This window comes from Polaribacter sp. (assembly GCF_051251875.1).
Taxonomy (GTDB): Bacteria; Bacteroidota; Bacteroidia; order Flavobacteriales; family Flavobacteriaceae; genus Polaribacter.
Genome location: NZ_JBPOGL010000020.1, coordinates 37839 through 58799 on the forward strand (window position 1 = coordinate 37839; position 20961 = coordinate 58799).

21 protein-coding genes and 1 pseudogene are annotated in these 20961 nt (G+C 29.1%); 1 reads left to right on the top strand and 21 read right to left on the bottom strand.

Annotated features, from left to right (window positions below; all coding sequences use genetic code 11):
- Window positions 1–101 precede the first annotated feature (101 nt).
- From ACSHW5_RS10315 to ACSHW5_RS10360, 10 genes and pseudogenes are all read right to left on the bottom strand, one after another.
- Window positions 102–806: pseudogene (locus ACSHW5_RS10315) on the bottom strand (DUF547 domain-containing protein).
- A 31-nt stretch (window positions 807–837) separates the two neighbouring features.
- Window positions 838–1893 (bottom strand): DUF2652 domain-containing protein, encoded by a 1056-nt coding sequence (locus tag ACSHW5_RS10320; RefSeq protein ID WP_435676051.1) that lies wholly within the window; start codon window positions 1891–1893, stop codon window positions 838–840.
- 11 nt (window positions 1894–1904) lie between these two features.
- Window positions 1905–3419, bottom strand: coding sequence for an FMN-binding glutamate synthase family protein (locus tag ACSHW5_RS10325; RefSeq protein ID WP_435676052.1), 1515 nt, complete (start codon window positions 3417–3419; stop codon window positions 1905–1907).
- Window positions 3420–3457: 38 nt separating this feature from the next.
- Window positions 3458–4144 (bottom strand): hypothetical protein, encoded by a 687-nt coding sequence (locus ACSHW5_RS10330; protein ID WP_435676053.1) that lies wholly within the window; start codon window positions 4142–4144, stop codon window positions 3458–3460.
- 2 nt (window positions 4145–4146) lie between these two features.
- Window positions 4147–5193 (bottom strand): D-alanine--D-alanine ligase, encoded by a 1047-nt coding sequence (locus ACSHW5_RS10335; protein WP_435676054.1) that lies wholly within the window; start codon window positions 5191–5193, stop codon window positions 4147–4149.
- 75 nt (window positions 5194–5268) lie between these two features.
- Window positions 5269–5772 carry a DinB family protein gene (locus ACSHW5_RS10340; protein ID WP_435676055.1) on the bottom strand — a complete coding sequence of 168 codons (504 nt, stop codon included), beginning with the start codon at window positions 5770–5772 and terminating at the stop codon, window positions 5269–5271.
- A 105-nt stretch (window positions 5773–5877) separates the two neighbouring features.
- Window positions 5878–6423 (bottom strand): YceI family protein, encoded by a 546-nt coding sequence (locus tag ACSHW5_RS10345; protein WP_435676056.1) that lies wholly within the window; start codon window positions 6421–6423, stop codon window positions 5878–5880.
- A gap of 47 nt (window positions 6424–6470) precedes the next feature.
- Complete coding sequence (locus tag ACSHW5_RS10350; RefSeq protein ID WP_435676057.1) at window positions 6471–6938, bottom strand: OB-fold protein; 468 nt, start codon at window positions 6936–6938, stop codon at window positions 6471–6473.
- Between the two features lie 280 nt (window positions 6939–7218).
- Entirely contained in the window at window positions 7219–7491 is a 273-nt protein-coding gene (locus ACSHW5_RS10355; protein WP_435676058.1) for a hypothetical protein, read from the bottom strand.
- A gap of 22 nt (window positions 7492–7513) precedes the next feature.
- Window positions 7514–8095, bottom strand: coding sequence for a sigma-70 family RNA polymerase sigma factor (locus ACSHW5_RS10360; RefSeq protein WP_435676059.1), 582 nt, complete (start codon window positions 8093–8095; stop codon window positions 7514–7516).
- 498 nt (window positions 8096–8593) lie between these two features.
- Here ACSHW5_RS10360 and ACSHW5_RS10365 point away from each other — a divergent pair, with 498 nt between their 5' ends.
- Window positions 8594–8914, top strand: coding sequence for a hypothetical protein (locus tag ACSHW5_RS10365; RefSeq protein ID WP_435676060.1), 321 nt, complete (start codon window positions 8594–8596; stop codon window positions 8912–8914).
- 6 nt (window positions 8915–8920) lie between these two features.
- Here the strand turns inward: ACSHW5_RS10365 and ACSHW5_RS10370 are convergent, their stop codons facing one another.
- The 11 genes from ACSHW5_RS10370 to ACSHW5_RS10420 form a co-directional block, all read right to left on the bottom strand.
- Window positions 8921–9055: a hypothetical protein gene (locus ACSHW5_RS10370; protein WP_435676061.1), complete on the bottom strand. Its 135-nt coding sequence runs from the start codon at window positions 9053–9055 to the stop codon at window positions 8921–8923.
- Window positions 9056–9169: 114 nt separating this feature from the next.
- Window positions 9170–9721: a CHAP domain-containing protein gene (locus ACSHW5_RS10375; protein ID WP_435676062.1), complete on the bottom strand. Its 552-nt coding sequence runs from the start codon at window positions 9719–9721 to the stop codon at window positions 9170–9172.
- A gap of 11 nt (window positions 9722–9732) precedes the next feature.
- Window positions 9733–10659, bottom strand: a complete 927-nt coding sequence (locus ACSHW5_RS10380; RefSeq protein WP_435676063.1) for an endonuclease/exonuclease/phosphatase family protein — start codon at window positions 10657–10659, stop codon at window positions 9733–9735.
- On the bottom strand, window positions 10649–11392 hold the full coding sequence (locus ACSHW5_RS10385; RefSeq protein WP_435676064.1) for a transglutaminase-like domain-containing protein: 744 nt from the start codon (window positions 11390–11392) through the stop codon (window positions 10649–10651). The genes ACSHW5_RS10380 and ACSHW5_RS10385 overlap by 11 nt, the downstream gene beginning before the upstream one ends.
- A gap of 5 nt (window positions 11393–11397) precedes the next feature.
- Window positions 11398–12108: a hypothetical protein gene (locus tag ACSHW5_RS10390; protein WP_435676065.1), complete on the bottom strand. Its 711-nt coding sequence runs from the start codon at window positions 12106–12108 to the stop codon at window positions 11398–11400.
- The gene (locus ACSHW5_RS10395; RefSeq protein ID WP_435676066.1) at window positions 12105–12836 is read right to left on the bottom strand and encodes a hypothetical protein; all 732 of its coding nucleotides are present in this window, start codon (window positions 12834–12836) and stop codon (window positions 12105–12107) included. The genes ACSHW5_RS10390 and ACSHW5_RS10395 overlap by 4 nt, the downstream gene beginning before the upstream one ends.
- A complete protein-coding gene (locus ACSHW5_RS10400; protein WP_435676067.1) occupies window positions 12836–14443 on the bottom strand; it encodes a hypothetical protein in 1608 nt (535 codons plus the stop codon). Before ACSHW5_RS10400 ends, ACSHW5_RS10395 begins: the two co-directional genes overlap by 1 nt.
- A gap of 4 nt (window positions 14444–14447) precedes the next feature.
- Window positions 14448–15659: a hypothetical protein gene (locus ACSHW5_RS10405; RefSeq protein ID WP_435676068.1), complete on the bottom strand. Its 1212-nt coding sequence runs from the start codon at window positions 15657–15659 to the stop codon at window positions 14448–14450.
- Window positions 15660–15671: 12 nt separating this feature from the next.
- Window positions 15672–19043 (bottom strand): hypothetical protein, encoded by a 3372-nt coding sequence (locus ACSHW5_RS10410; RefSeq protein WP_435676069.1) that lies wholly within the window; start codon window positions 19041–19043, stop codon window positions 15672–15674.
- 6 nt (window positions 19044–19049) lie between these two features.
- Window positions 19050–20525 (bottom strand): hypothetical protein, encoded by a 1476-nt coding sequence (locus tag ACSHW5_RS10415; protein ID WP_435676070.1) that lies wholly within the window; start codon window positions 20523–20525, stop codon window positions 19050–19052.
- 3 nt (window positions 20526–20528) lie between these two features.
- The gene (locus tag ACSHW5_RS10420) at window positions 20529–20960 is read right to left on the bottom strand and encodes a hypothetical protein (RefSeq protein WP_435676071.1); all 432 of its coding nucleotides are present in this window, start codon (window positions 20958–20960) and stop codon (window positions 20529–20531) included.
- Between the last annotated feature and the right edge of the window lies 1 nt (window position 20961).

Consider the following 20961-nt stretch of genomic DNA (forward strand, 5'->3'; position numbering starts at 1 on the left):
AGTATTTCTATTTTGATGAAACGACAGGTAAAATGAACATCAAAATGTATTAAAAATTGTCATTTCTAAAAATCATTTAAAATAAAATCAAAACTTTTATATTACATAAAATTGTTTAATTGGGTTTCCCAACTATACTCCTTAAATAAGAGTTTATAATTTGTAAAATCTCGATTTAAAACATCTTTCAACACCTTTTTTATTTTGAAGTAACCACCAAAATCACCACAGTACCAATACAGTAATTTTGATGTAGATACGGTTTTATTTTTCTCATCAATAGTGGTTTCAGAAACAAGAAATGATTCCGTGACAAAGTTTAATTCTTCATCCAATTTTTCTGGAGTATAAAAAGCTATGGGCGGACAGCTTTTGGCACCACAATTTAGAGCAAAATGAATGCGATAATCAATTGTTTGAACTGCTAAATCTTTAATTAATGTTGATACAAAAGGATATGATAGATAACCAAAACCAGGCTTCCATCAAAACCTTCTTAAAATACCATGTTCAATATCATCTAGACTAAATTTATTTTGAGCAATTTCTATAAATTTCTCTGTGAAAATAGTTTTCCGTTTCGTTTTTCCAGAATTAAACAATAACTGAAAATACGCATTGTATATATTGATCCAAAATGCCTTTTTGGCTGTATCGTTATTCAATTGATGCTGTAATTCTTTTAAAGATAAAAATCTTAATTGGTGTTCTACTAAGGTTGTATCTTTCTTTAATTTTACAGTAAGCAATAATGAGCTTGAAAGCGCTGCTAAAGATATTTGGCTTTTCATACTTGTAGTAATCATAATTAATTGGGAATACGAATAGGTGTAATAATTAAAGTTGAATTTTATTTTTTGATAATTTTTCTAATTGCACTAATTTTAGATTCCACATTTTTGACACCTTTTTTAGGATGGTATTTTTCATAAAAGTACCAACTGTAGAAAAAGTGATAGAAATATTTAGAACAATTGTGGTAGTATTTTGGTCTATTTTATGAAGCTTAATTAAGTATGAAAAGGCATCTGTAAACAGCATTTCTTTGGTTCTTTCGCCATACGTTAAATCGTCGGAAGAAGGTTCGGTAATGGTTTCAAACTTCATGTTTCCAAAATTTAAAACGCAATTATGTTCTGTGCCAATTCTGTTTATTTTGCTGGTATCAAATTCAATTCTCTTCACTTCTTTGTCCCAAAGATGCCTATATTTAAGTTCGCTTATATACGTGAAAACATCTTGAATATTGGCATTAAATGTTTTCTCTATTGTTAAAATAGGTGTCGCTATATTTCCTTCTAATAAAGGGTTTAACGCTGTACTATTAACTTTTACTTTTTCTAGGTTTTTATAGAAATAATCGAGACTTTTTAAATCGTATATTTCTGTATCCTTATTCCAACCTTTATCAATGGTTCCCGTATATAATTCATAAACAGCTTTTGTAAACAACATATACTCATTTGAAGAAATACTATTTTTTAGCAACCTATGAATTTTTATCACTTCCCTTCCATAAGGTTTCACAATTTGTTTCACTTTAATAAAATTCAAATCACCATAATGCACCAAAAATTTAAGCTTTAAATTTGTGGTTGTTCGGCAAGAACCGCAATTGCAGATTCTCATGGTATCATAACTTTGCGTGTGTTTATGAAAAGCTTCATGCATCAACTTTATTTGCTGATGTAACGCCTCATAACTCGGAATATTTGTAACATACATAAACAACGCATCACCTTCAATTTCAACCAATTTTAAATCTATGGTATTATTATCAAGTAAAATTTCAAGCAATTCTGAAATAATATGAATACTATGCTCTACTTCTGTGTGATTTACAAAATCTGTAAACCCACTAATGTCTGGCATAAAATAAAGTGCTTTGTCCATCATGTATTTTTTTAGAATCTAATTTCTGGATATAATTCTTCATAAGTTACCATTTTATTAGGACCAGTACGATATAAAATATGTTTTCTCTGAATCTCATCACCATGACTCAATCCTGCGGCAGCAATCATTTCAGAATAACTATCTACGGTTCTTTTATGAAAATTGGCTACACGAACATATTTGTCATTAACGTCTAAACCTTTCATTAAACTTTTATCCTGAGTTGCTACCCCCACCGGACAAGTATTAGAGTTACACTGCAACGCTTGAATACAACCAATTGCCATCATCATAGCACGCGCGCTATTTACTGTATCGGCACCTAAAGCTATTAATCGAATCATGTGAAATGCCGAAAAAACGCGACCGGAAGCAATAACTCTAATATTGTCTTTGAAGTCATATTTGATTAGGCTATCTACTACAAAAGATAAACCTTCACGCAGCGGTAACCCTATTGAGTTTGTAAACTCAACGGGTGCTGCTCCTGTACCTCCTTCACCTCCATCAACCGTAATAAAATCAGGTAAAATTTGTGTTTTTTTCATGGCTTCACAAACTTCAATAAACTCTTCTTTACTCCCTACACAAAGTTTAAATCCAACAGGTTTTCCTCCTGAAAGTTCTCGCAATTGCTGCACAAAATGCAACAAACCTTCTGCATTCTTAAAAGCGGTATGATATGTTGGTGAAAGTATTTCTGTATGAGGTTCTACATCTCTAATTTTAGCAATTTCTTCAGTATTTTTTGATGCTGGCAAAATACCTCCATGACCCGGTTTTGCACCTTGTGAAAGTTTGATTTCAATCATTTTTACATGGTTACTTATAGCCTTTTTCTCAAAAGTATCTGGACAGAAATTTCCATCTTTTGTTCGGCAACCAAAATATCCAGTTCCTATTTGCCAAATTAAATCGCCACCACCTTCTATATGGTATGGACTTATACCTCCTTCTCCGGTATTATGCGCAAAACCACCTAATTTAGCACCTTTGCTCAAGGCTAAAACAGCATTTTTACTTAAGGATCCGAAACTCATCGCAGATATATTTAAGATGCTTGCATTATAAGGTTTTTTACAGTCTTTTCCTCCGAATAAAACTTTTGGATTTTGTTCTACCTCATCATGATGCTTTGGATACATGGAATGCGCCATACATTCATAACCAACACGATAAACATCTGATTTAGTTCCAAAAGGCGTGGTATCGTTTGTATTTTTAGCTCGAGAATAAATGAGCGAACGAAACATGCGGTTTATAGGTGTACCTTCCGTCTCGGTTTCAACAAAATATTGTTGAATTTCTGGTCGAAAAGATTCTAAAAGATATCGCAACCTTCCTATTACCGGAAAATTATTTTTTATGGCATGTTTTTTTTGAGTAATATCATAGATACCGATGATTAACAGTGGCAAAAAGACAATGAAACTCCATAAAACGGGTTTCCAAAATAGAGAAGTTATCCCAATGGTAAGTATAATAAATGTTGCTAATGCGATGAAAATTTCTCTTGGTTTCATGTTTATTTTTGTGTTTTTTAAATATTATTGTTTGCCAATTAAAGCCTTGTTGTATTCCTTTCCTTTACTATTTTATTTTGATGAATAAACATTTTTACTATTTGAATGCTTGTCAATATCAAAAACAACAAAGCGAAAGCCGGATTGAGATACTGTGTAATTTCTATATTATTTTCAACCAAAATATAATGTCCCGTATATGCAAAAAGCAACATACCTAATCCTGTACCAATCAAGGCGCCAATAATAAATATATAATTAGCTTTTTTAGTTGTTTTAAGCGAATTTGTACGGAAAATATAAATGTAAATACCAGACCAATAAGGCCATTGAATAGCATTTAAACCATTTAAAACCACCCCTAATAGAAAGGGGTATTTTGCAAATTGTAATTGTGATACACTAAAACTCTCATTATTATTAATATTACTCATAAAATACAAAGCAATACTCAAAAAAAATAAGATTGTAAAAACATCAATTGCTAGTAATAGTTTTTTTTGGTTTACCAACCAGTTGGCAGCAAAACTCACTATTTTAAGTACAAAAAACTCAATAGCAATAATTCCAAAAATAAAGGACACAATAGCCACATGACCTTGCTCAACTAAAATTTGTAAACCAATCACATTTAAATAACCTAAAGGCAAAGAACCAACAAGGCTAATTACAAATGCCAATAGAAAAGGGTTGTTCTTAAAACTATATTTATCTATCCACTTCATAGTTATGATATGGATTTTAGATAATTGGTTAAGCGTTTATTATCTACAACCAATTGTCTGGATTGTTTTATATTTAAATACGAATACCCTTTTTGGTGATTGTAAGTGCTAATCTTATATAAAATATCATAGTGTCTTATAATCTCTTTCCAAGCAAAAAAGATGGAATGTTTAGGATCATAAATATGAGTAGGCTCACTTCCTGCTCCATTAAGTTCAATGATAGAAAAGTTTTTTCCTTGTTCTATATCTTTCCAAGATTGAAACATTATATCTAAGCGTCCAAAATAAAAATCTGGAATTTGTAAACAAATGTTATTGATTGTTTGCAGAAGTTTTTCATTAACTCTATGGCTAACATCAGTAAACTTACTGCCTCTTACATGGTTTCCGAAAGGCACCAAATTAAGTTGTGCGTTTATGGGCAGAACATCGTTTAGTTTGTTGCCATATTTTTTCTTCAGAGTTGCTAATTGCAAAGCAAATCTTGGATTTTGTTCTATAAGTTCATGAACTGTATTTTTGCCATTTCCCGTAACTATTAAAAACTCCTTATTCACAATTCCTGAAATAACTCCTTGCTTCTGGTTCGGAATTCGGTAATAAAACACGCCTATTTCTAATGGATAATTGATACATTTTTGCACTAAAAAATCATAATTTGTTTTTAGTAAATATGCATCTAATGATTTCCAAGAATTAATTTTTTCCACTCTTAAACCTTGCAAGCCTATATCTGGTTTTATTATGAACGGAAAATTAATAGTAGTGCTTTCTAACGCCTTCTTTATAGTACCCAATGTTTCATGAGCTTTAAAAAACAGCGTGTCTGGATAATATTGATTAGGAATTAAATCATAAATTTCCTTTTTACTCTCAAGTGCAAAACCACCATTTATTATTTTAGGATTACTGGCATTAAAAAAACCTAATGACCGTGCTTTGATGCTTAAAAATATCCAATAGAAAAATATTGGAAAATAAATCACATTTGTATTCCAATATTCCCAATTTAAGATTTTATGTACGGTATTTTTTAAAGTTCTCAAAGTAGTTTTTTAATGATTATTTTTCTCACACTTCATTTTTCTAAATATATAATTGCATCAGTGGTAGCGTAAAACCTACTGAACACTTTGTTTTCTATGCCTTATGGTTGCTGGTGCTAACCCAAAAGTGTCATCTATAAAATGTAAACATTTCAGTTCTAATAAACCAACTTTAATCAACGCTTGATGATGAATACTATGCTCTAAACAATAGGCCAATTCTCTTAAAAAGGACGTTTCAATTTTAATTTGATTTCCTTCTATTTCGCAAAAATTACCTTCCAAAATCAGTTGTATATCCGTGTGATTTTCTTTTAATATTGAACAAATTTCATCAATGGTTTGAATGGCAAAATTTGTATCTGTTTCCGCTAATAAATTTCGTTCTCTATGATCATAGTTGACAGCCTTAGTTTCAAAACCATTAAAAACACTTTGATAGATTACAAGAATATGTCTTACATGTTGCCCAATAGTTGCACCAAATAATGTTGTAGATTGAAATGTAAATTGATCATTTGTTACTTGAAGCAATACATTTTTTATCTCATTTAAATTCTCTTTACAATAGGTTTGCATTGAACATTTTTTAAATAGGTATTTTTTAATATTTGTAACTATATAAATAAAAAACAATCTTAATTATTAGATCAAGATTGTTTTTCACCTGATGTATACTTTAAATTAGTATTCAGCTTCTACTGTAACCTCTACTGTTTTTGCAATGTTCGTTGACGGTTTTCCCTTTTTAAATGCAACTTCATAATCTGCCAAAGTGATATTAAACTTAGAATTAAGGCTCACTTTACCATCTTTTACCATAACTGTTGCTTTTTCAGTTACAGGTTTGGTAACTCCATTTATAGTTAAATCTCCTTTTACATTTGCTTGGTACGTTCCATCTTTAGTAAAATTAACTGCTTCAAGATTCGCTATTTTACCAATTAATTTAGCTTTTGGATTTGCTTTGGTATTTAAAAATTTCTTGCTATTAAAATGCTTTTGCATCAATGCTTTTTCAAATTCAAAACTTTGCATTGGTACAGAAAAAACAATATCTCCAGAAGAAGGATCAATAGTACCTACAGAAGCATAGTTATTAGCTTCTATGTCTTCTACTGGTGTTGTAGAAAAGAATTTAAAATGTGTTTTTGTGCTCATTTGCTTTTGAGCAGAAACTGTTATTGAAATAGTTATTAATGCGATTAGGGTTAAGAATGTGCTTTTCATTTTATTAAAATTTAAATTAATTATTATTTGTTTATTTATTTATTTATTTATTTGGACACGATGTCACATTTATCTATGATTACATTTTCGTACATTTCTAAATCAGGATCGTATGCTGCACCAGAACGTATCACACCTTTTATGGTAATCTCATCGCCGATTTTCACATTGGTGGTATGAGCGTTGGTTTCTTTAGTGAAAGTTGCACTAACACCAGCATTATCTTTGGCATTTTTAAGTAATATTACTTTTTGATTCTTAAAATCTTCAGAGATATTGGCAACGGTTCCTTTGATTTCTAAAACTTTAGAAACCCCCTCTTCGTCTAGATATTTGTCATTTGCAACTTTAGCGTCTGTAAGATATTCATTAACAATAGCGCTTGCGCTATAACTAAAATCTGTTTGGGTAGCTTGCACATCTCTTGCTGGCGCGTTAAACATATAGAACACTATTCCTAGTGCAATTATGATTCCTGTAGTTACCGTTAATAAAATTTTCTTTTTGATTGTCATAATAAAGGTTATTTTAAATTTAGTTTAACTGAATGAATAGACTTTAACTTCATTAGTTCCTGACAATTAAATTTAAAAAAAACTAAAATAAAATTATATTTACCTGATTTTAAGTACATTAATTTGTGCTTAAAATTGCTATTGAGAAAAAAGGGAGGTTTATTCCTGTGATTTCAAATAAGAAATGGTATTGGTGAGAATAAGCTATTGATGGCCACAAAAAAAGCACCACAATCTCTTGTGATGCTTTTATTTTTAAGGTTACTAACCAACTATTTATTTAAGACTTTTTGATTTTCTCAATAATTTTTCGCTTTCTTTCTTCAGACGAATCTGCATTGCTTTTAGATGCATTACGAAAGAATTTAGAGACTGCTTTATCTAAAAATTTAGATTGACGCTCATAAGAAGAACATGTTTTACACATAGACGTATGAAAATACAATTGCATTCTCTCTTTAATTGATAATGAAGTAATACATTTTTTATCAATTAATTCGGTTGTTTTTTTACATGAATTCACCATTTTACCCAGTATTCTTTTAAATAACATTTTTTATATTTTTTAAAACAAACTAAACCCATTTGAGTTCCAAGCATTTTTTTAAAACCAGTTTAGCTCTATGAACGATCTGCCAATAATTGGACACCGTAATATTTAAATCCTGACAAATTTCTGCGGCTTTTTTATCTGTTAGATATTTTGAGGAGATTGCAAAATTCCATTTTTCAGGCAAATCATCCATACAATGTTTCAATACATTATTAAATTCTGGATTATCCAACAACTCTTCATCTTGGTTCCATAAAGGGTTTGTAGTAGTGCTTTTCCAATTTTCTGATGCATCAAAAAACCCTTCAGAAATCTCATGTCCTTTATCTTCCGACAGACTAACCGTTTTTTTGCTTGTTTTGGCGCTTAATCTATAATAATCAATAATTTTATTATTCAAAATTGAAAACAACCAGCTTTTAGGTTGGCTGTTCCGTTTAAATGAATCTATTTTGTTGTAAGCAGCTAGAAAGGTATCCTGCACCAAATCTTCAGCAGTTTCCTTTGAAGAGGTTTTATAAAAAGCCCAAGAAAAAAGAGTATCACTGTATTCGTTTACCCAATTTTCAATCGTTATTTTAGAATCTACTTTGATAGTATCCATGAATATTTATTCCATTTTAGAAACTCAAATATACTATTTAAGAAATTAATAAATGAACTGTATAAGCTGTTGTAAAGATTTAAATATAATAATGATACTAGACAAAAAAGTACTTAATTTTTAAAGTACTTCACATTTTATTGTTTTGATCTATTTTTGTCTTGACCACGAAGAATAGCTGAATTAAAAACAAAAAAAAGAGTAATCATTGCTGATTACTCTTGCTTTGTAGCGGGAACTGGACTCGAACCAGTGACCTTCGGGTTATGAGTTCACGTAAATCATTGACTTACTGAATTTTAACCTTTTTATTATTTAAATCGTGTTCTAAAACGTGTTCAGCTTAGTTCAGATTATTATTGTATTATTCTTGTTGCAATTTAGTGATTTTTCTTAAATAATTTCAATAATTTAAAAAGTAATTGAAAATCATTTAATTATCTATAATTAAGAATAAAGTTGCAGCATAAATTAATTTGGATATATTTAAATAAAAAAATGGGAAGTATTATTTCTGCAGAATGTGAAAATTGTGGTTTTAAAAAAGAATTTAATTTTGGAGGAAATATGATGAATTTCGCAATTAATAATCCTGTGCCAGCAATCCACAAAAAATCTGGTATATTTAGAAATGTGAATTATTTTAGAACCCAAAAACAAGCAAACTATTTGTATTACTTCGAAGACATTTTGAAAGGTAAAAATGAAGAAGGGTTTACTTTCCAAAACTATAGTTTTCGTTTAAATGAAAAAGATAATTATTGTCCTGAATGTAAAAATTATTCTTTTGACTTTATTTTAATAGCACTTACAGACTAATTTAATTTAAAAACCATGGTTGTTTTTTTGCATATCACCAATTGTTAAGGTTTTTATTTTACCACCAGTTTGCTTTAAAATAACTTTTCTAAAAATGGAACTAATTTTTGCATTCCTACCATGTTTAATTAAAAATTTCAATTTTGATATTTTACTCCAAAACAAATTGGCTTCTCTATATTTATCTTGAAAAATTAACCGTAGTAAACATATTTAAAACTTAGCCCCCCTATTCTTAAGTTGAATATAGTAGACTTATTTTCTAAGCCAGCCTAACAATAAATCATTCTCAATTTCCCATATTCCATTTTTGTGAATCAACTTAAAAGTTGTTCTAGACATTCTACCTACATTTTGTTGAACAATCTCAACCTCATTGTCACTAACTTTAGATACAATTGCAACATGACCGTATTTATTAAAAGTATGGCCATCCATTATTACTAGATCATTTACTTTTGGTTGAGATTTGCTTTTATTAGAATATTGTGTGAGATTTCTTGCTGTATTTTTTTGCCCATCTTTTAAACCATGATTATAAAAGTTTTTTGCATGCCCAAAGGTATTTGGCATCTTGTGTTTTAAATGATCATAATAATACCTTTTTACGAACTCTACACATTGCCATTCTAAACCGTAATTATAACCATCAGAAGCCTTATGTCTAGTATTTTTACCTTGATGTAGATAAACAGGTATTTTATTAAAGGTATCTATAATTTCATTTCCTTTTTTATCATACACTCTATCTGAATTACAATTTATAAAGCAAGCGCTTAATATCAATAGAAAAACAATATTTTTCATAACTAAGAAATTTAATCAATAATACATTCTAAAAAAACAGGTAAATGATCAGATAACATTCTGGCAGTTTTTAAATTATCACATGATTTAACAAAATCCAAATGATTTGAATTAACAATCTGTACCTCTGCTGAATTATAGTATATATTATCAATAGAATGGTTTAAATAAACATCTTTCTTACATTTCATTTTTAAGGTAGTTTTTTTATTTTTAACAGCGCTTTTAAAGCCTAAGTTATATAGATCATTCCACACCTTATGACGTTCGTTTAAATTAAAATCTCCAACAATAAAAATATTATTTGTATTTAACCTTTTTGGGTAATCTTTGAAAAATTTAATTTCTTCTTCTGGATGATCATTGTGTTTTCTTGAATGAAAGTTGACCACATAAAACGGAGTTTCTCCTTTTCTTAGTTTAAACATGCCCATATATGGTTCTCTAAAACACTTATCCTCTAATTCTTTATCTAAATATGCCTTTTTTAGTAAACTAACTTTTGAAGTTTTCCACAGAAAAGCATATCGTTCTGACATGTATACAGATTGACTTTTTGTAGGATTACTAATTTGATAATCCCATTTACTCCCCATTCTATTTAATTCGTCGACAATTTTAGCCACTGATTGAGCTCCTGCAGGGTCTTTTGCCACGACTTCTTGAATAGCTACAAGATCAAAATTTTTAAGAATTTTAGCAATTTCAATAATTTCTTCTGCATTCTTAGTTCTACCTAAATCTTGGACATTCCAAGTTATTAAAGAAAAAATTTGTTTTCTTGTAGAATCATTAGAAGAATTCTCTTTTACCTCTACTCCTATTGATTGTGTTATTGCTTTAATATTGTTTTCGTATTGTTTCGAGCTTTTTGATTGACAACTAAATATTGAAAAAAAAACAACTATATAACTATATTTCAATAATCTAAATCCCATTTAAAATCTCTGTATTATTCGTAAAACGATTATGCTCACTTCCTTTAAACCAATCTAAACTAACCCAATAAGAACCATTCATTGATCGATAATCAAAACCGTTTAGATAACGACTCTTCAAATCACTTTTATTAATTTCAAATTCTGCAAATGCATGACCTGAATCTCCATCAAACCCACCAACTACTCTCGAATTTAACCCTATCTGTCTAGCAAAAGAAGCTAATAAAATTGCATAATCATCACAATCACCAGAATACTTTCCTTGGTATTTTAATGAAATTGTTGCCTCGGCAGACCTCCAAGTATCATGACCTGTGGCAGGATCAAATATATAATGCCATTCCTTTTGTACATGTTTTTTCATTTTAGAAATTTGATCTAACTGAGAACTAGTTGCACCTAACTTTATCGTTAATTCTCTAACTTCTTTTAACACCAACCCTTCTACCTGTATTAAGTTACCTTCTACCTCAGGAATTTTATTCTTAACCAACTCCTTATTAATTACTTTTTTTTCTTTTGGAGTTACAACATCTTCAATTTCAATAATTTTGGGAGCTATATCTTTTATAATTGTATTTGGTTCTGGGATTGTATTTTTTTTACGTCCCTCCTTTTTTGCCATTGCAATAATTTGTGCTCTCCCCGACCTAGAACAACTTGTACAAGACGATGTTAAAACTAGTAGTAACACCACAATAACACTTACAATTAATAATTTAAAATTCATTCTTTCTAATTAAATAACTTGTCAAAAAAACTCTCACTTACTTCCTCTTCTTGTGCATCTTTTAAAGGTACTTCTTTCTTATGCAAGAACTTACCTACCTTAGAGGTTACTTGAATTGTAAAGCGTCTATTATTGTTCTCATTAAGTTCATCTCTTGATTGACTAAAATAACCACTACCAGCAATGATAACTTCACATTGGCTTCCTAAACCTCTAAAATCGGCTCCTTCTTTCTTCCAATAATTGTATAAGGATAGTGCACGCTGATAGCTTAACTTATAACCTAAATTAGGACCTTCTTGCCAATTGTTATTATACCTTTGAGTACTTCCTTCTATTATTAACAAATAGTCTATTGTTTTACTTGTATCAATTATACTTTCAATTTTATCATATAAGTTTTTTCCTGCTTTAGATATTTCATTTCTTTTATTTATTGGAATGTCATTTAAATTTGAACTATTAGGTCGAAATCTGGCATCAATATTTAATTTATACCTTTTGTTTTCTTTGTCAAATTGATAGTAGGTTGTATCTAAACTTTCAATAGCCTTTTGAACATTTTTAATTTCCGCTAATTGTTGTGCTTGCACCTCTAAAATACCCTGCTTAGATTGTAAAAAAGTAAATGATACTATGTATAAGACCAACATAACAAAGAATAGACTCGTCATTAAATCGGCATAGCTAACCCAAAAAAAGCCTGATTTTTTCATTTTCTATTTTTTTTTGACTGGTTTTCTGTTTTTGGAATTATTTGAATTGAAAACCTTTTATTGTTACCCTCTTCCTTATCTCTACACAAACCATTAAATCCACTTCCACAAATCATAACTTCAACATTGTATTTTCTAAAATCAATAGACCTTTTTTGCCACAGATTATATACAGCTAAAGCTCTTTCATAACTTTTTTTATATCCCCATAAATCATTAATATTAATACTCTTATCTAACTCATTAGCCATATTACCTTCAATTACTAATAAATAAGATTGATCAGGATTAGAATTTTGCATATTTTTTAGAAAGTTTTCTAAAACTTCACCCGCCCTAACAGTTACCTCAATAAATTCATTCTTAATAATAGTCTGTTTAGATTCAAAAATCTGTTTCCCTATTAAATCTCTAGCTACAAATTTTTTACATTGATCTAGGTAAACAAAATAAGGGCTATCTTCTAAAGGTTTAAATTGCTCTTCAATTTTTAACAACCTATTTAAACGTTGAATTTCAATATTTAACTGTTTTTCTTTATTTTGTAATGAGCTAATTAATGTTGAATTGTTTCTAAACAAGTCTTTATTCTCCACAATAATACGTTCATTTTCTTTCATTTTAAATTGGAGAAAACTAATAGTAACAACAAAAAGCACTAACATTATAAAAAACAAACTTGTCATTAAATCTGCATACCCGACCCAAAAGAAATTAGATTTTTTCATTAATTGATAAAATCTAAATACCTTAATAAGCTAAACACACCAAAAATTATTATAACGACGTAAGTACCAATCTGTAATCCTGGTAATAACTTTTCTAAAGTTGATTTTCTCTTTTTCTCTTCTTTAATCTGAGGTATAGAAATTGGACTATTATTACTAGGAATTTGATTACCACCTTTTAATGCTGAAATTATATCCTGGCTATTTCTATTAAAAATACTAGCTAAATTTGTTTCTAAACTCTCCAAACGAGAATTTATACTATCCAATTTATCTAGTTGATCTAATTTGTTTAATTTTTCAAACCTTGGTGTGCTATTTTCGAACGCTTCTTCTGTTCTTAATATTTGCGCCTCCATTGCTTCTGTAAATTTATCAATAGATTGAGTAAATGCTGTTGAAAGTTTTGAGTCAAAGCTTGCAATTGCTCCATTAAACGAGTTAAACTGCTCTTCTGCTAATCTACCGAGTTCACTTACAGCTTTTGACATTCTAGAGTCTGCATTAACAACAGCCTCATTTACAGCATCTCCATACCTAGAAAATGATTGGATATGAGAATTAAAAAATGTAGTTGCAGCATTACTTTCTTCAATATTATTCTTAACACCTTCTAGAACAGCATTAATATTTTCTGTAGTTGAAACAAACTTTTGTAATTGATTTACAAGATCAGAAGTTCCTTCCATGGAACTATTTAACTTGTTGTAATAATTTGCAAAATTTGAAAAAGACTCCATCATACCATCAAGCTTAGTAAATATTTGAACATTGGCTGATGTGATTTTAGAAACATCTAACTTTCTAATATCCTGAATTAATTGTTGTTCTCTTTCAACAGTATTAGAAGTCGTACGAACAATATTGTCTAAATGAGAAATTGAACCTGACGTACTTCTTGCAAAAACATCCAATTTATCAGACAAAATAGCAACCTCAGGCATTTTACCTGTTGCCATTTTGGGCATTAATTCGGATTGCAACTTTGATAAAAACTCACTCTTTTCTTGGTCTGCCTCAACCTGAGCATCTTTATAAATCTTTATAGAAAATATAGTTGTAATTATTAACCCTATTACACTTGCAGACATTGCCCACTTAACTCCATTAATAAGAGGTTGGATCGCATTTAAAGCATCACTATTAGCATCAAAATTAACAGAAAAAAGACCGATAATGATTCCTAACATGGTAGCAGCTAAACCCAAGTAAAGGGGAGCTGGTATTCTATTTTCTATTTCATTTTGTGATGTTTCAGCATGCTTGTCTATAATATCTTTTATTAAATGAAAATCTATAGTCGCTCCTTTATTTTTAATCAAATACACATTTATATATTTCACTATTGTAGTCAATATACGACTCTTATTATTATATTCTAGGTAGGTTATATTTATAACACCTGCTTCTCCTTCATATGTTAAAATATCATAAACCTCTCCAGATTTAAAAACTCCTTTTGAAATTTTTTTTTGAGTAATAACAGGTAGATCCTCAAAATCGAAAATTGCTTTATAAGCTTTTATCTTAGAATATAAATCTCTAGCAATTATAACCTGAAAAATTACAATACAGACTATTATGAGCACTTCAAATGATTGGTACATATTTTTAAATAAATTTAATTCTAATTTTAGATTTCACTACCCAATCGTCTCCTTCTAACACAACTTCTCCTTCGGCTATTACTTTAATTTCTCTTGCTGATGAACTGTATGCATTTTCATAATTACAAACAGGTTCTAAAAAGGTATTTGGAGAATTTAAAGCTCTAGAAAGGTCTGCTGTCTCTATTAAACTGATTGCTCCTTGATTTGTATTTACATCAATTTCAGCTACATATAATGAGAAAGACACTTGACTTTCGCTTACATCTTCGGTTGCAAATCTATCGGTATCAAATGGTGAAGGAAAGTATATTAATTTTGTTAAAGTCTGTTGTCTTTTAGTAACATTTAAATTTCTAGTTAAAGACTTTTTATCCTCAACAGGCTTCTCATTACGGTTAATTTCTAAGTTATTTTTAGTTACATTTAAATCATTTAATAATTCCTGATTTTGTTTTTCTAATGATTGAATTCTACTGTTTAATAATTCAATATTTGCGTTAAATTTAGACTCCGTATTATGATCGACTTGTACTCCTTTAATCCTTTTCTTATCTTCCTTTTCTAAAACTTCTAACTTTTTAAAAACTTTTTTCAATTTAATAATTAAAAAAAGTATTAATAAAAGTGATATCACCAACACTAAATAAACAATTGTGTTTAGTAAACTTGATTTTTCTTTATTCGTATTGGTTATTGTAGGTGATTTTTCATCATAGATAACTTCTTCTACTTTTAGAATTTCTTTTTCCTTTTCAATAGTATTAGGTAAGAACGAAGTGTATTGGGCTTTAATTTCTTTAATAGCTTCTCTTCGTTTATTTTCACTTGCTTTAGCAGGAACAAAATATATCTTATCAAAACTATTCGCAGTCGAACTACTATCCACAAGTTCTTTCTTATAATTTTCAAACACATTCCCTCTGGTCTTCTTCCAACCTTTTAACAAAAGACTACTCACTTTGTCTAAATCTACGTTTTCTAAATATGAATCATAGTCTTCTTTTAACTTCGTATAAGTTTCTAATTCTTGATTTTTTTTAGCTCTTTTTGCAGGCCACCCTTTTAAATCTTCCATATATGCAATGGTTAATTTAACCACTGCCCATTTATTTACTTTTTGAAAAGAACTAATACTATCTTGTTTTGTTTGTCCATAATAATTATTACAAACAAACAAAAAGATCACCACAAACAAACCTCCAATTTTTCTCATATCATCGATTCATTATTCGTTACTAATTTCATTCGCTAATTCATTTAATTTCCCTATAAGGGGGAAAAAGAATAAGGTTTCACCCAATGGGTCTTCTTCAGTTGAATCTAATTTTAAATTCTCAATACCTTGCATCTCATAATCTAAAAGATCTAATGATTTTATCTTATTAAATTTCTCTACTGATTTATTAGAAATATCAAACCTGTCTCTAAAATTAAGTTCTATCATTAATTTATTAAAAAGTTTATAAAAATCTTCAACATTATTGACAACACCCTGCTGGTAATTTGTAGATAAATCCTTATATTTTATGGTTGATTCTGACATAGTACTCAACTTCTGAACAACAGTTTCCTTACTTCCTACGCTTACCTCTATCAATTCTATATGATTTAGATTATCTATTTTACCATCCATATAAAAACCTCCTTTACAAGTCACTTCTTTAGGGTTATCACTTCCTTTAACAATAATATTTGTATCATTCTCTTGATAAACATTATTAAATATAGCTTCAAAAAGACTTTTTAATGAGCTATATTTTTTTGTGTCTTGATCTAAGATTTGGATTGTTTTTGACCCTGTACCACTAAAAACAATATTCCTAGGAGTATCAAATCCTTTTGATTTCATTAGTTCTGCTATATGATAGATAATTGATGAATAAAACAATAAAAAGATGATTTTAAAATCACTATCTCCTGCCAATTTTTCAGAAAAATTTAGGTTATTTAATTTTTTATCTTTTATGTTTTTGTTTTCATCTAAAGAAAAGAAAAAGTTAATTAAATCTTGTGACGTTTGATTTTCATTAAATAATTTTTCTAAGATTTCTAATTCTGCCTTTAAATTATTCTGAATTAAAATTTCTTTAAATTCAGAATAATATTTATTCACAAAGCCATTACTACTAATATTCCCATTAAATCCATCTCCAAAAATGGAATTTCCTGCAAATCTAAATGAAGAAATTAATTTAGGCTCTCCATCTGCATATATCATAATGTCCGTAGTTCCACCTCCAATATCTATCGAAACAGATGGTTTTGCCATGGCTTTAAGCCCTTCTTTTGCTTTGTAATAATAAAAAGGAGCTACACTTTCTGGATAATCAATCAAGTTGTTTTCATCTATACTACTCCCAAAAACTTTTTTAAAATTCTTTTTCCATATTGTTCTTAACGTTCCTAAATGAGACGAAGACATACTTACAGGGTAAAACCAAGTAACTTTTGTATTACTTATATTTCCATTATTACTTAACACTTTACCTTTACATAACAATAATAGCTCCTCAATATAATGAGTTAACCTTGCATTATTATCTGTTTTACTATTTGCCCATTTTAAATCTGTAAAAGCCTTTAAGTATTTTCTAATAGCCACTTTTTCATAATCAAAAGCAGCATTGGCATCTGCAAAAACAAACGTGGGTTTACTATAATTTACATCCTTATTCTGAACTAAACAGGTTCTAAAAGGTGAATTTCTCAATTCATCTTCACCAAAATACTTACTTATTACTTCTTGTTTTAAATGCGACTCCCCATCTAAAATTGTTCTTATTGCTTCACTCCTTTTAGGTATATCATTAGGCATTAAAAAAGCTATCTGCATGTCTTTTTCAGAAATATCAAATGCTTTTTCATTCCCTTGTCCTTCAATTTTATATTCAATATGAGAATTTGTTGTTCCAAAGTCAATAGAAAATTCATAATCATCTCCACCATTTCCATTATAGCTTGACCAGGTTGGTATTAAATAATTCTCATAGTCTCCATATTTAATAGAAACTATATCAAAACGGTCTTCTACAATAGTTTGTGTAGTTATGTATGGAGTTTCTGACCTTTGCTTTTGATGTACAGAAATACTTGCATTCTTTTGTTTAGAATTAAACACTTTTAAACTTATGGATTTCCCATTTTCAGGTAATACATCGGCTAATCCTAAAGCATACGTTATATCTACTTCTTCACTAAAAACAAATGGGTAAATAGAAAAAGCAAATGATTTCTCTACAATACTCCCTTTTTTGGGATTATTGCTAGTTGTTGGATTATATATCTTTGAATATTGAATAAATCCCTTTTTAATTGGAATACTTAATTTTATCTCTACACTGTCGCCTGCTCTTGCATTTAGTTCAATCATATTTTTATTTAAAATATCATCAACACTGAAATAGTCAAAAAACCTTTTTGTAAGGGGTAATAAATATTTATTTTCTCCAACAGTGAAAAATTTATCCTTATCTATTTCATATGGCAACTTAATAATTGAAGTTGTTAAAAAATCATTCATTGTTAAATAAGGATACAAATCTCCTTGTTCTGGCAATGTTCTTTTTGACAAAGATCTAGAATCTTCAACAGGTACAATTGTTGTAGGATTCCAAGTATCTAAAGTATATTTATAGCTTGAACTTAAAGGATCTACTGGAAGTACCAAAGGATTAAAACCTTCATTTGTTTTTGATGTTGCAATTGTGAAATCACTATTATCTTGAATTTTAATTGGATCTAATACATATTGTTTTAACAATAGACCTCTAACAACTTCTATAGGTTGTCCTGCTTTTCCATTAAAAGTTACATTTGGTAAAGATTCTAAATACTGATTAGAATTAATAGTCATTAACTCATTGTAAAAAGTCTGATCTATATTATAAATTTTCTCAAAAGATTTTATTAAATAGCTATTAAATTCAGGAAAATTAGAGTTAAAGTTAGCGGTTTTAGACAATGCGTATAAATACTTTACATATTCTTTATCCCTTTTATATAAAGGATGTAAAGCATCATCTAACATGATATCATTTCCAAATTTAATATCAATCTCCTTTGAATTCGGAGCTGCAAAAAATAAAGTGCGTGGAGATGTCCCTCCAATAATTTTATGTTTGTATTTTAAAATATAAATTTTATCAAAATCATTAAAATTATACTGTAGACTGTCTTGTTTTAAAAATAAGTCAAGTGTATTTCCTAAATGCCTCTGCTGTTCATTCCCGTTTAACAGTTTGTTTAAACTTGTTACTTTATCCCAAGCAACAAATTCTAAATCATCTTTGTATTTATCATAATTAAAAATAATTTGACCTATATCTAAAGCATCAGAAATTAATTTATGATTGTCAGAAGCTACGGCTTTCCCCATTTTTTCAACACCGTCTAAATGACCACTATTACCAATAATGTTAAATGCTGTTCTTACTAAATCAATTCTTGCAAATGGGCTTGGAATGGAAGTAGGTAACTTTTTCCCATCTCCTCCATCTGTATCTATACTATCTATTAATACTGCATTAATTGGAGTTGATGAAAACCAATCATTAGTTAAAGCACCTTGATTATGTATTCTAAAAACTTTCTTTCCCATCTTTTATTAATTTAAAATGTTATTAAGTTGTTCCGTTAAAATCTTATCAAATACTTTAATAAAACGTTCTTCTTCGGTAATGTTATTAAGTTTTCCTTCGCTCACTATTTTATGAGCCCTTTTAATTAAAAAGTCTCCTTTAGCTTTATTTTTTGAAAAAAGTGAACTTCCTCGAGAAACTTCGTTTCCAATTATAAAATCTAATAAAGAATCATGATTTTGGTTTTCATGAAAAGGAGTAAAAGAAATCTCATTTGTTCCCATTTCGTCCATCCATTTTTTAAAATAATTTAAAAACGGAATGAATTCTATTTTATAAAAATCTGAATTGTAAAAATCTTTCTCAACTCCACTTTCACCATTATACTTTCCTGGTGATTTTAATAATTCAGCCATAGATTTTTCAATAAACTTGTCAAACAAGTACATTTTAGACAACGGTACCTTTAATTTATCCTTGGTATCCTGCCCTAAACTGTCAAATTTCAATTTTGTACTACCATCTTCTACCCCAAATTCTTTTATAGTTACTTGGTTACTTTGGGTAATAACTGGTATGCTTTTTACAAAATCTATAATTGCTAATGCTCCTGCTAATTCAACAAAATGTGCATCGTTTTTCTGATCTGCTTTCCCTTCGGCATATTTCATGTTATTATTAGCTTTATCACCTATGTGATAAAAAGAATTCAACATATCTTTGTTATTAAAAATAGCATGCTCATAATAACTTAACGCCGCTTTTGCTTTTCCAAAAAATGTTGTAGAATCAATCTCTTTTTCGTCATTATTCCCATCAGATACTTTAAAATATGGTAAATATGAAATAGCTCCAATGGTTGATTTACTAATTATGTCTGAATTATGTCTACTTGGGTCATTAATTCTTAAATTTTTCAATAACAAAGGAAATCCAGAAGCTCCAGTTCCTCCAAAAATTGAACTAATAATAAAAATTGCATCGCCTTGATTAAATGAATTTGAAAACTCGTTATACTCATTTGAATCTACAATTTTATTTAGAACAACACTTCCTATGTTAGGGTTTCCTTTGAAGCCCACAGTCATATCCGCTTTAATATTTTGTTCACTAAATAGTAAGTCTATCAATGCTTTATTTTCATCATCTAATCCGTTATAATCTATAGATTGCCCAAATTCTTGACCACTACCATCTATACCAAACTTGAAGTTGTTACTTAAATTAGGACTATTTTCATTTGTAAGCTGAACAAGTGTCTTTATTTTAGTTCCAAACAATTCATTTTCACTCCCCACTTTACTTACAATATTTTGATATTTTGTTAAGATATCTGCAGTTCTATTTAAATCTCCATTTGCTGTATCTGGATCTATTATAATTGGCACTACAATATCAAAATCATTCTCTAATTTTACACCAGAAGCGAATAACATGGTTAGCGCCTTTATTACTCTAGAACCAGTTCCTCCAATTCCAAAAACATATAATTTCTTTGCCATAATTTAAAAAGGATTGTAACTATTATTAGTACTTATTAATCTGAATGGAATTATTGATAAAACAATTGATAATACAAGCGAATAGATCAATGTTATTACACTCATTTGAAAAATAAAATAATCCGCACTTGGCTCCCCATTTTCACCAGTATAATTTCCAATGTATTGAATAATCTCAAAGTTATTATAAAGTATAATTGATGTTCCTATATATGAGATTATCATTACGAATAGTAAGGATAAAAACCATTTTAACTTAGAACTACTAACTGGATCCCAAAACTTATAAAAAACAGTCAATGTAAGGATAGGGACTATGATTAACACCCACCCTAGTTTACCATAATCTTGATTATTAAACACCATACCCGATAACTCTTGATAGGTATTCCAATCAAACAATCGGTCATAAAGAGTTGCTACAATTTCATTCATA

Bases quoted from the DNA above. Each gene is read 5' to 3' on its own strand.
- ACSHW5_RS10405 (WP_435676068.1), bottom strand. From the start codon at position 15,659: ATGAGAAAAATTGGAGGTTTGTTTGTGGTGATCTTTTTGTTTGTTTGT.
- ACSHW5_RS10380 (WP_435676063.1), bottom strand. From the start codon at position 10,659: ATGGGATTTAGATTATTGAAATATAGTTATATAGTTGTTTTTTTTTCA.
- ACSHW5_RS10350 (WP_435676057.1), bottom strand. From the start codon at position 6,938: ATGACAATCAAAAAGAAAATTTTATTAACGGTAACTACAGGAATCATA.
- ACSHW5_RS10340 (WP_435676055.1), bottom strand. From the start codon at position 5,772: ATGCAAACCTATTGTAAAGAGAATTTAAATGAGATAAAAAATGTATTG.
- ACSHW5_RS10355 (WP_435676058.1), bottom strand. From the start codon at position 7,491: ATGTTATTTAAAAGAATACTGGGTAAAATGGTGAATTCATGTAAAAAA.
- ACSHW5_RS10320 (WP_435676051.1), bottom strand. From the start codon at position 1,893: ATGGACAAAGCACTTTATTTTATGCCAGACATTAGTGGGTTTACAGAT.
- ACSHW5_RS10375 (WP_435676062.1), bottom strand. From the start codon at position 9,721: ATGAAAAATATTGTTTTTCTATTGATATTAAGCGCTTGCTTTATAAAT.
- ACSHW5_RS10400 (WP_435676067.1), bottom strand. From the start codon at position 14,443: ATGTACCAATCATTTGAAGTGCTCATAATAGTCTGTATTGTAATTTTT.
- ACSHW5_RS10410 (WP_435676069.1), bottom strand. From the start codon at position 19,043: ATGGGAAAGAAAGTTTTTAGAATACATAATCAAGGTGCTTTAACTAAT.
- ACSHW5_RS10330 (WP_435676053.1), bottom strand. From the start codon at position 4,144: ATGAAGTGGATAGATAAATATAGTTTTAAGAACAACCCTTTTCTATTG.
- ACSHW5_RS10420 (WP_435676071.1), bottom strand. From the start codon at position 20,960: ATGAATGAAATTGTAGCAACTCTTTATGACCGATTGTTTGATTGGAAT.
- ACSHW5_RS10395 (WP_435676066.1), bottom strand. From the start codon at position 12,836: ATGAAAAAATCTAATTTCTTTTGGGTCGGGTATGCAGATTTAATGACA.
- ACSHW5_RS10415 (WP_435676070.1), bottom strand. From the start codon at position 20,525: ATGGCAAAGAAATTATATGTTTTTGGAATTGGAGGAACTGGTTCTAGA.
- ACSHW5_RS10365 (WP_435676060.1), top strand. From the start codon at position 8,594: ATGGGAAGTATTATTTCTGCAGAATGTGAAAATTGTGGTTTTAAAAAA.
- ACSHW5_RS10390 (WP_435676065.1), bottom strand. From the start codon at position 12,108: ATGAAAAAATCAGGCTTTTTTTGGGTTAGCTATGCCGATTTAATGACG.
- ACSHW5_RS10385 (WP_435676064.1), bottom strand. From the start codon at position 11,392: ATGAATTTTAAATTATTAATTGTAAGTGTTATTGTGGTGTTACTACTA.
- ACSHW5_RS10360 (WP_435676059.1), bottom strand. From the start codon at position 8,095: ATGGATACTATCAAAGTAGATTCTAAAATAACGATTGAAAATTGGGTA.
- ACSHW5_RS10345 (WP_435676056.1), bottom strand. From the start codon at position 6,423: ATGAAAAGCACATTCTTAACCCTAATCGCATTAATAACTATTTCAATA.
- ACSHW5_RS10325 (WP_435676052.1), bottom strand. From the start codon at position 3,419: ATGAAACCAAGAGAAATTTTCATCGCATTAGCAACATTTATTATACTT.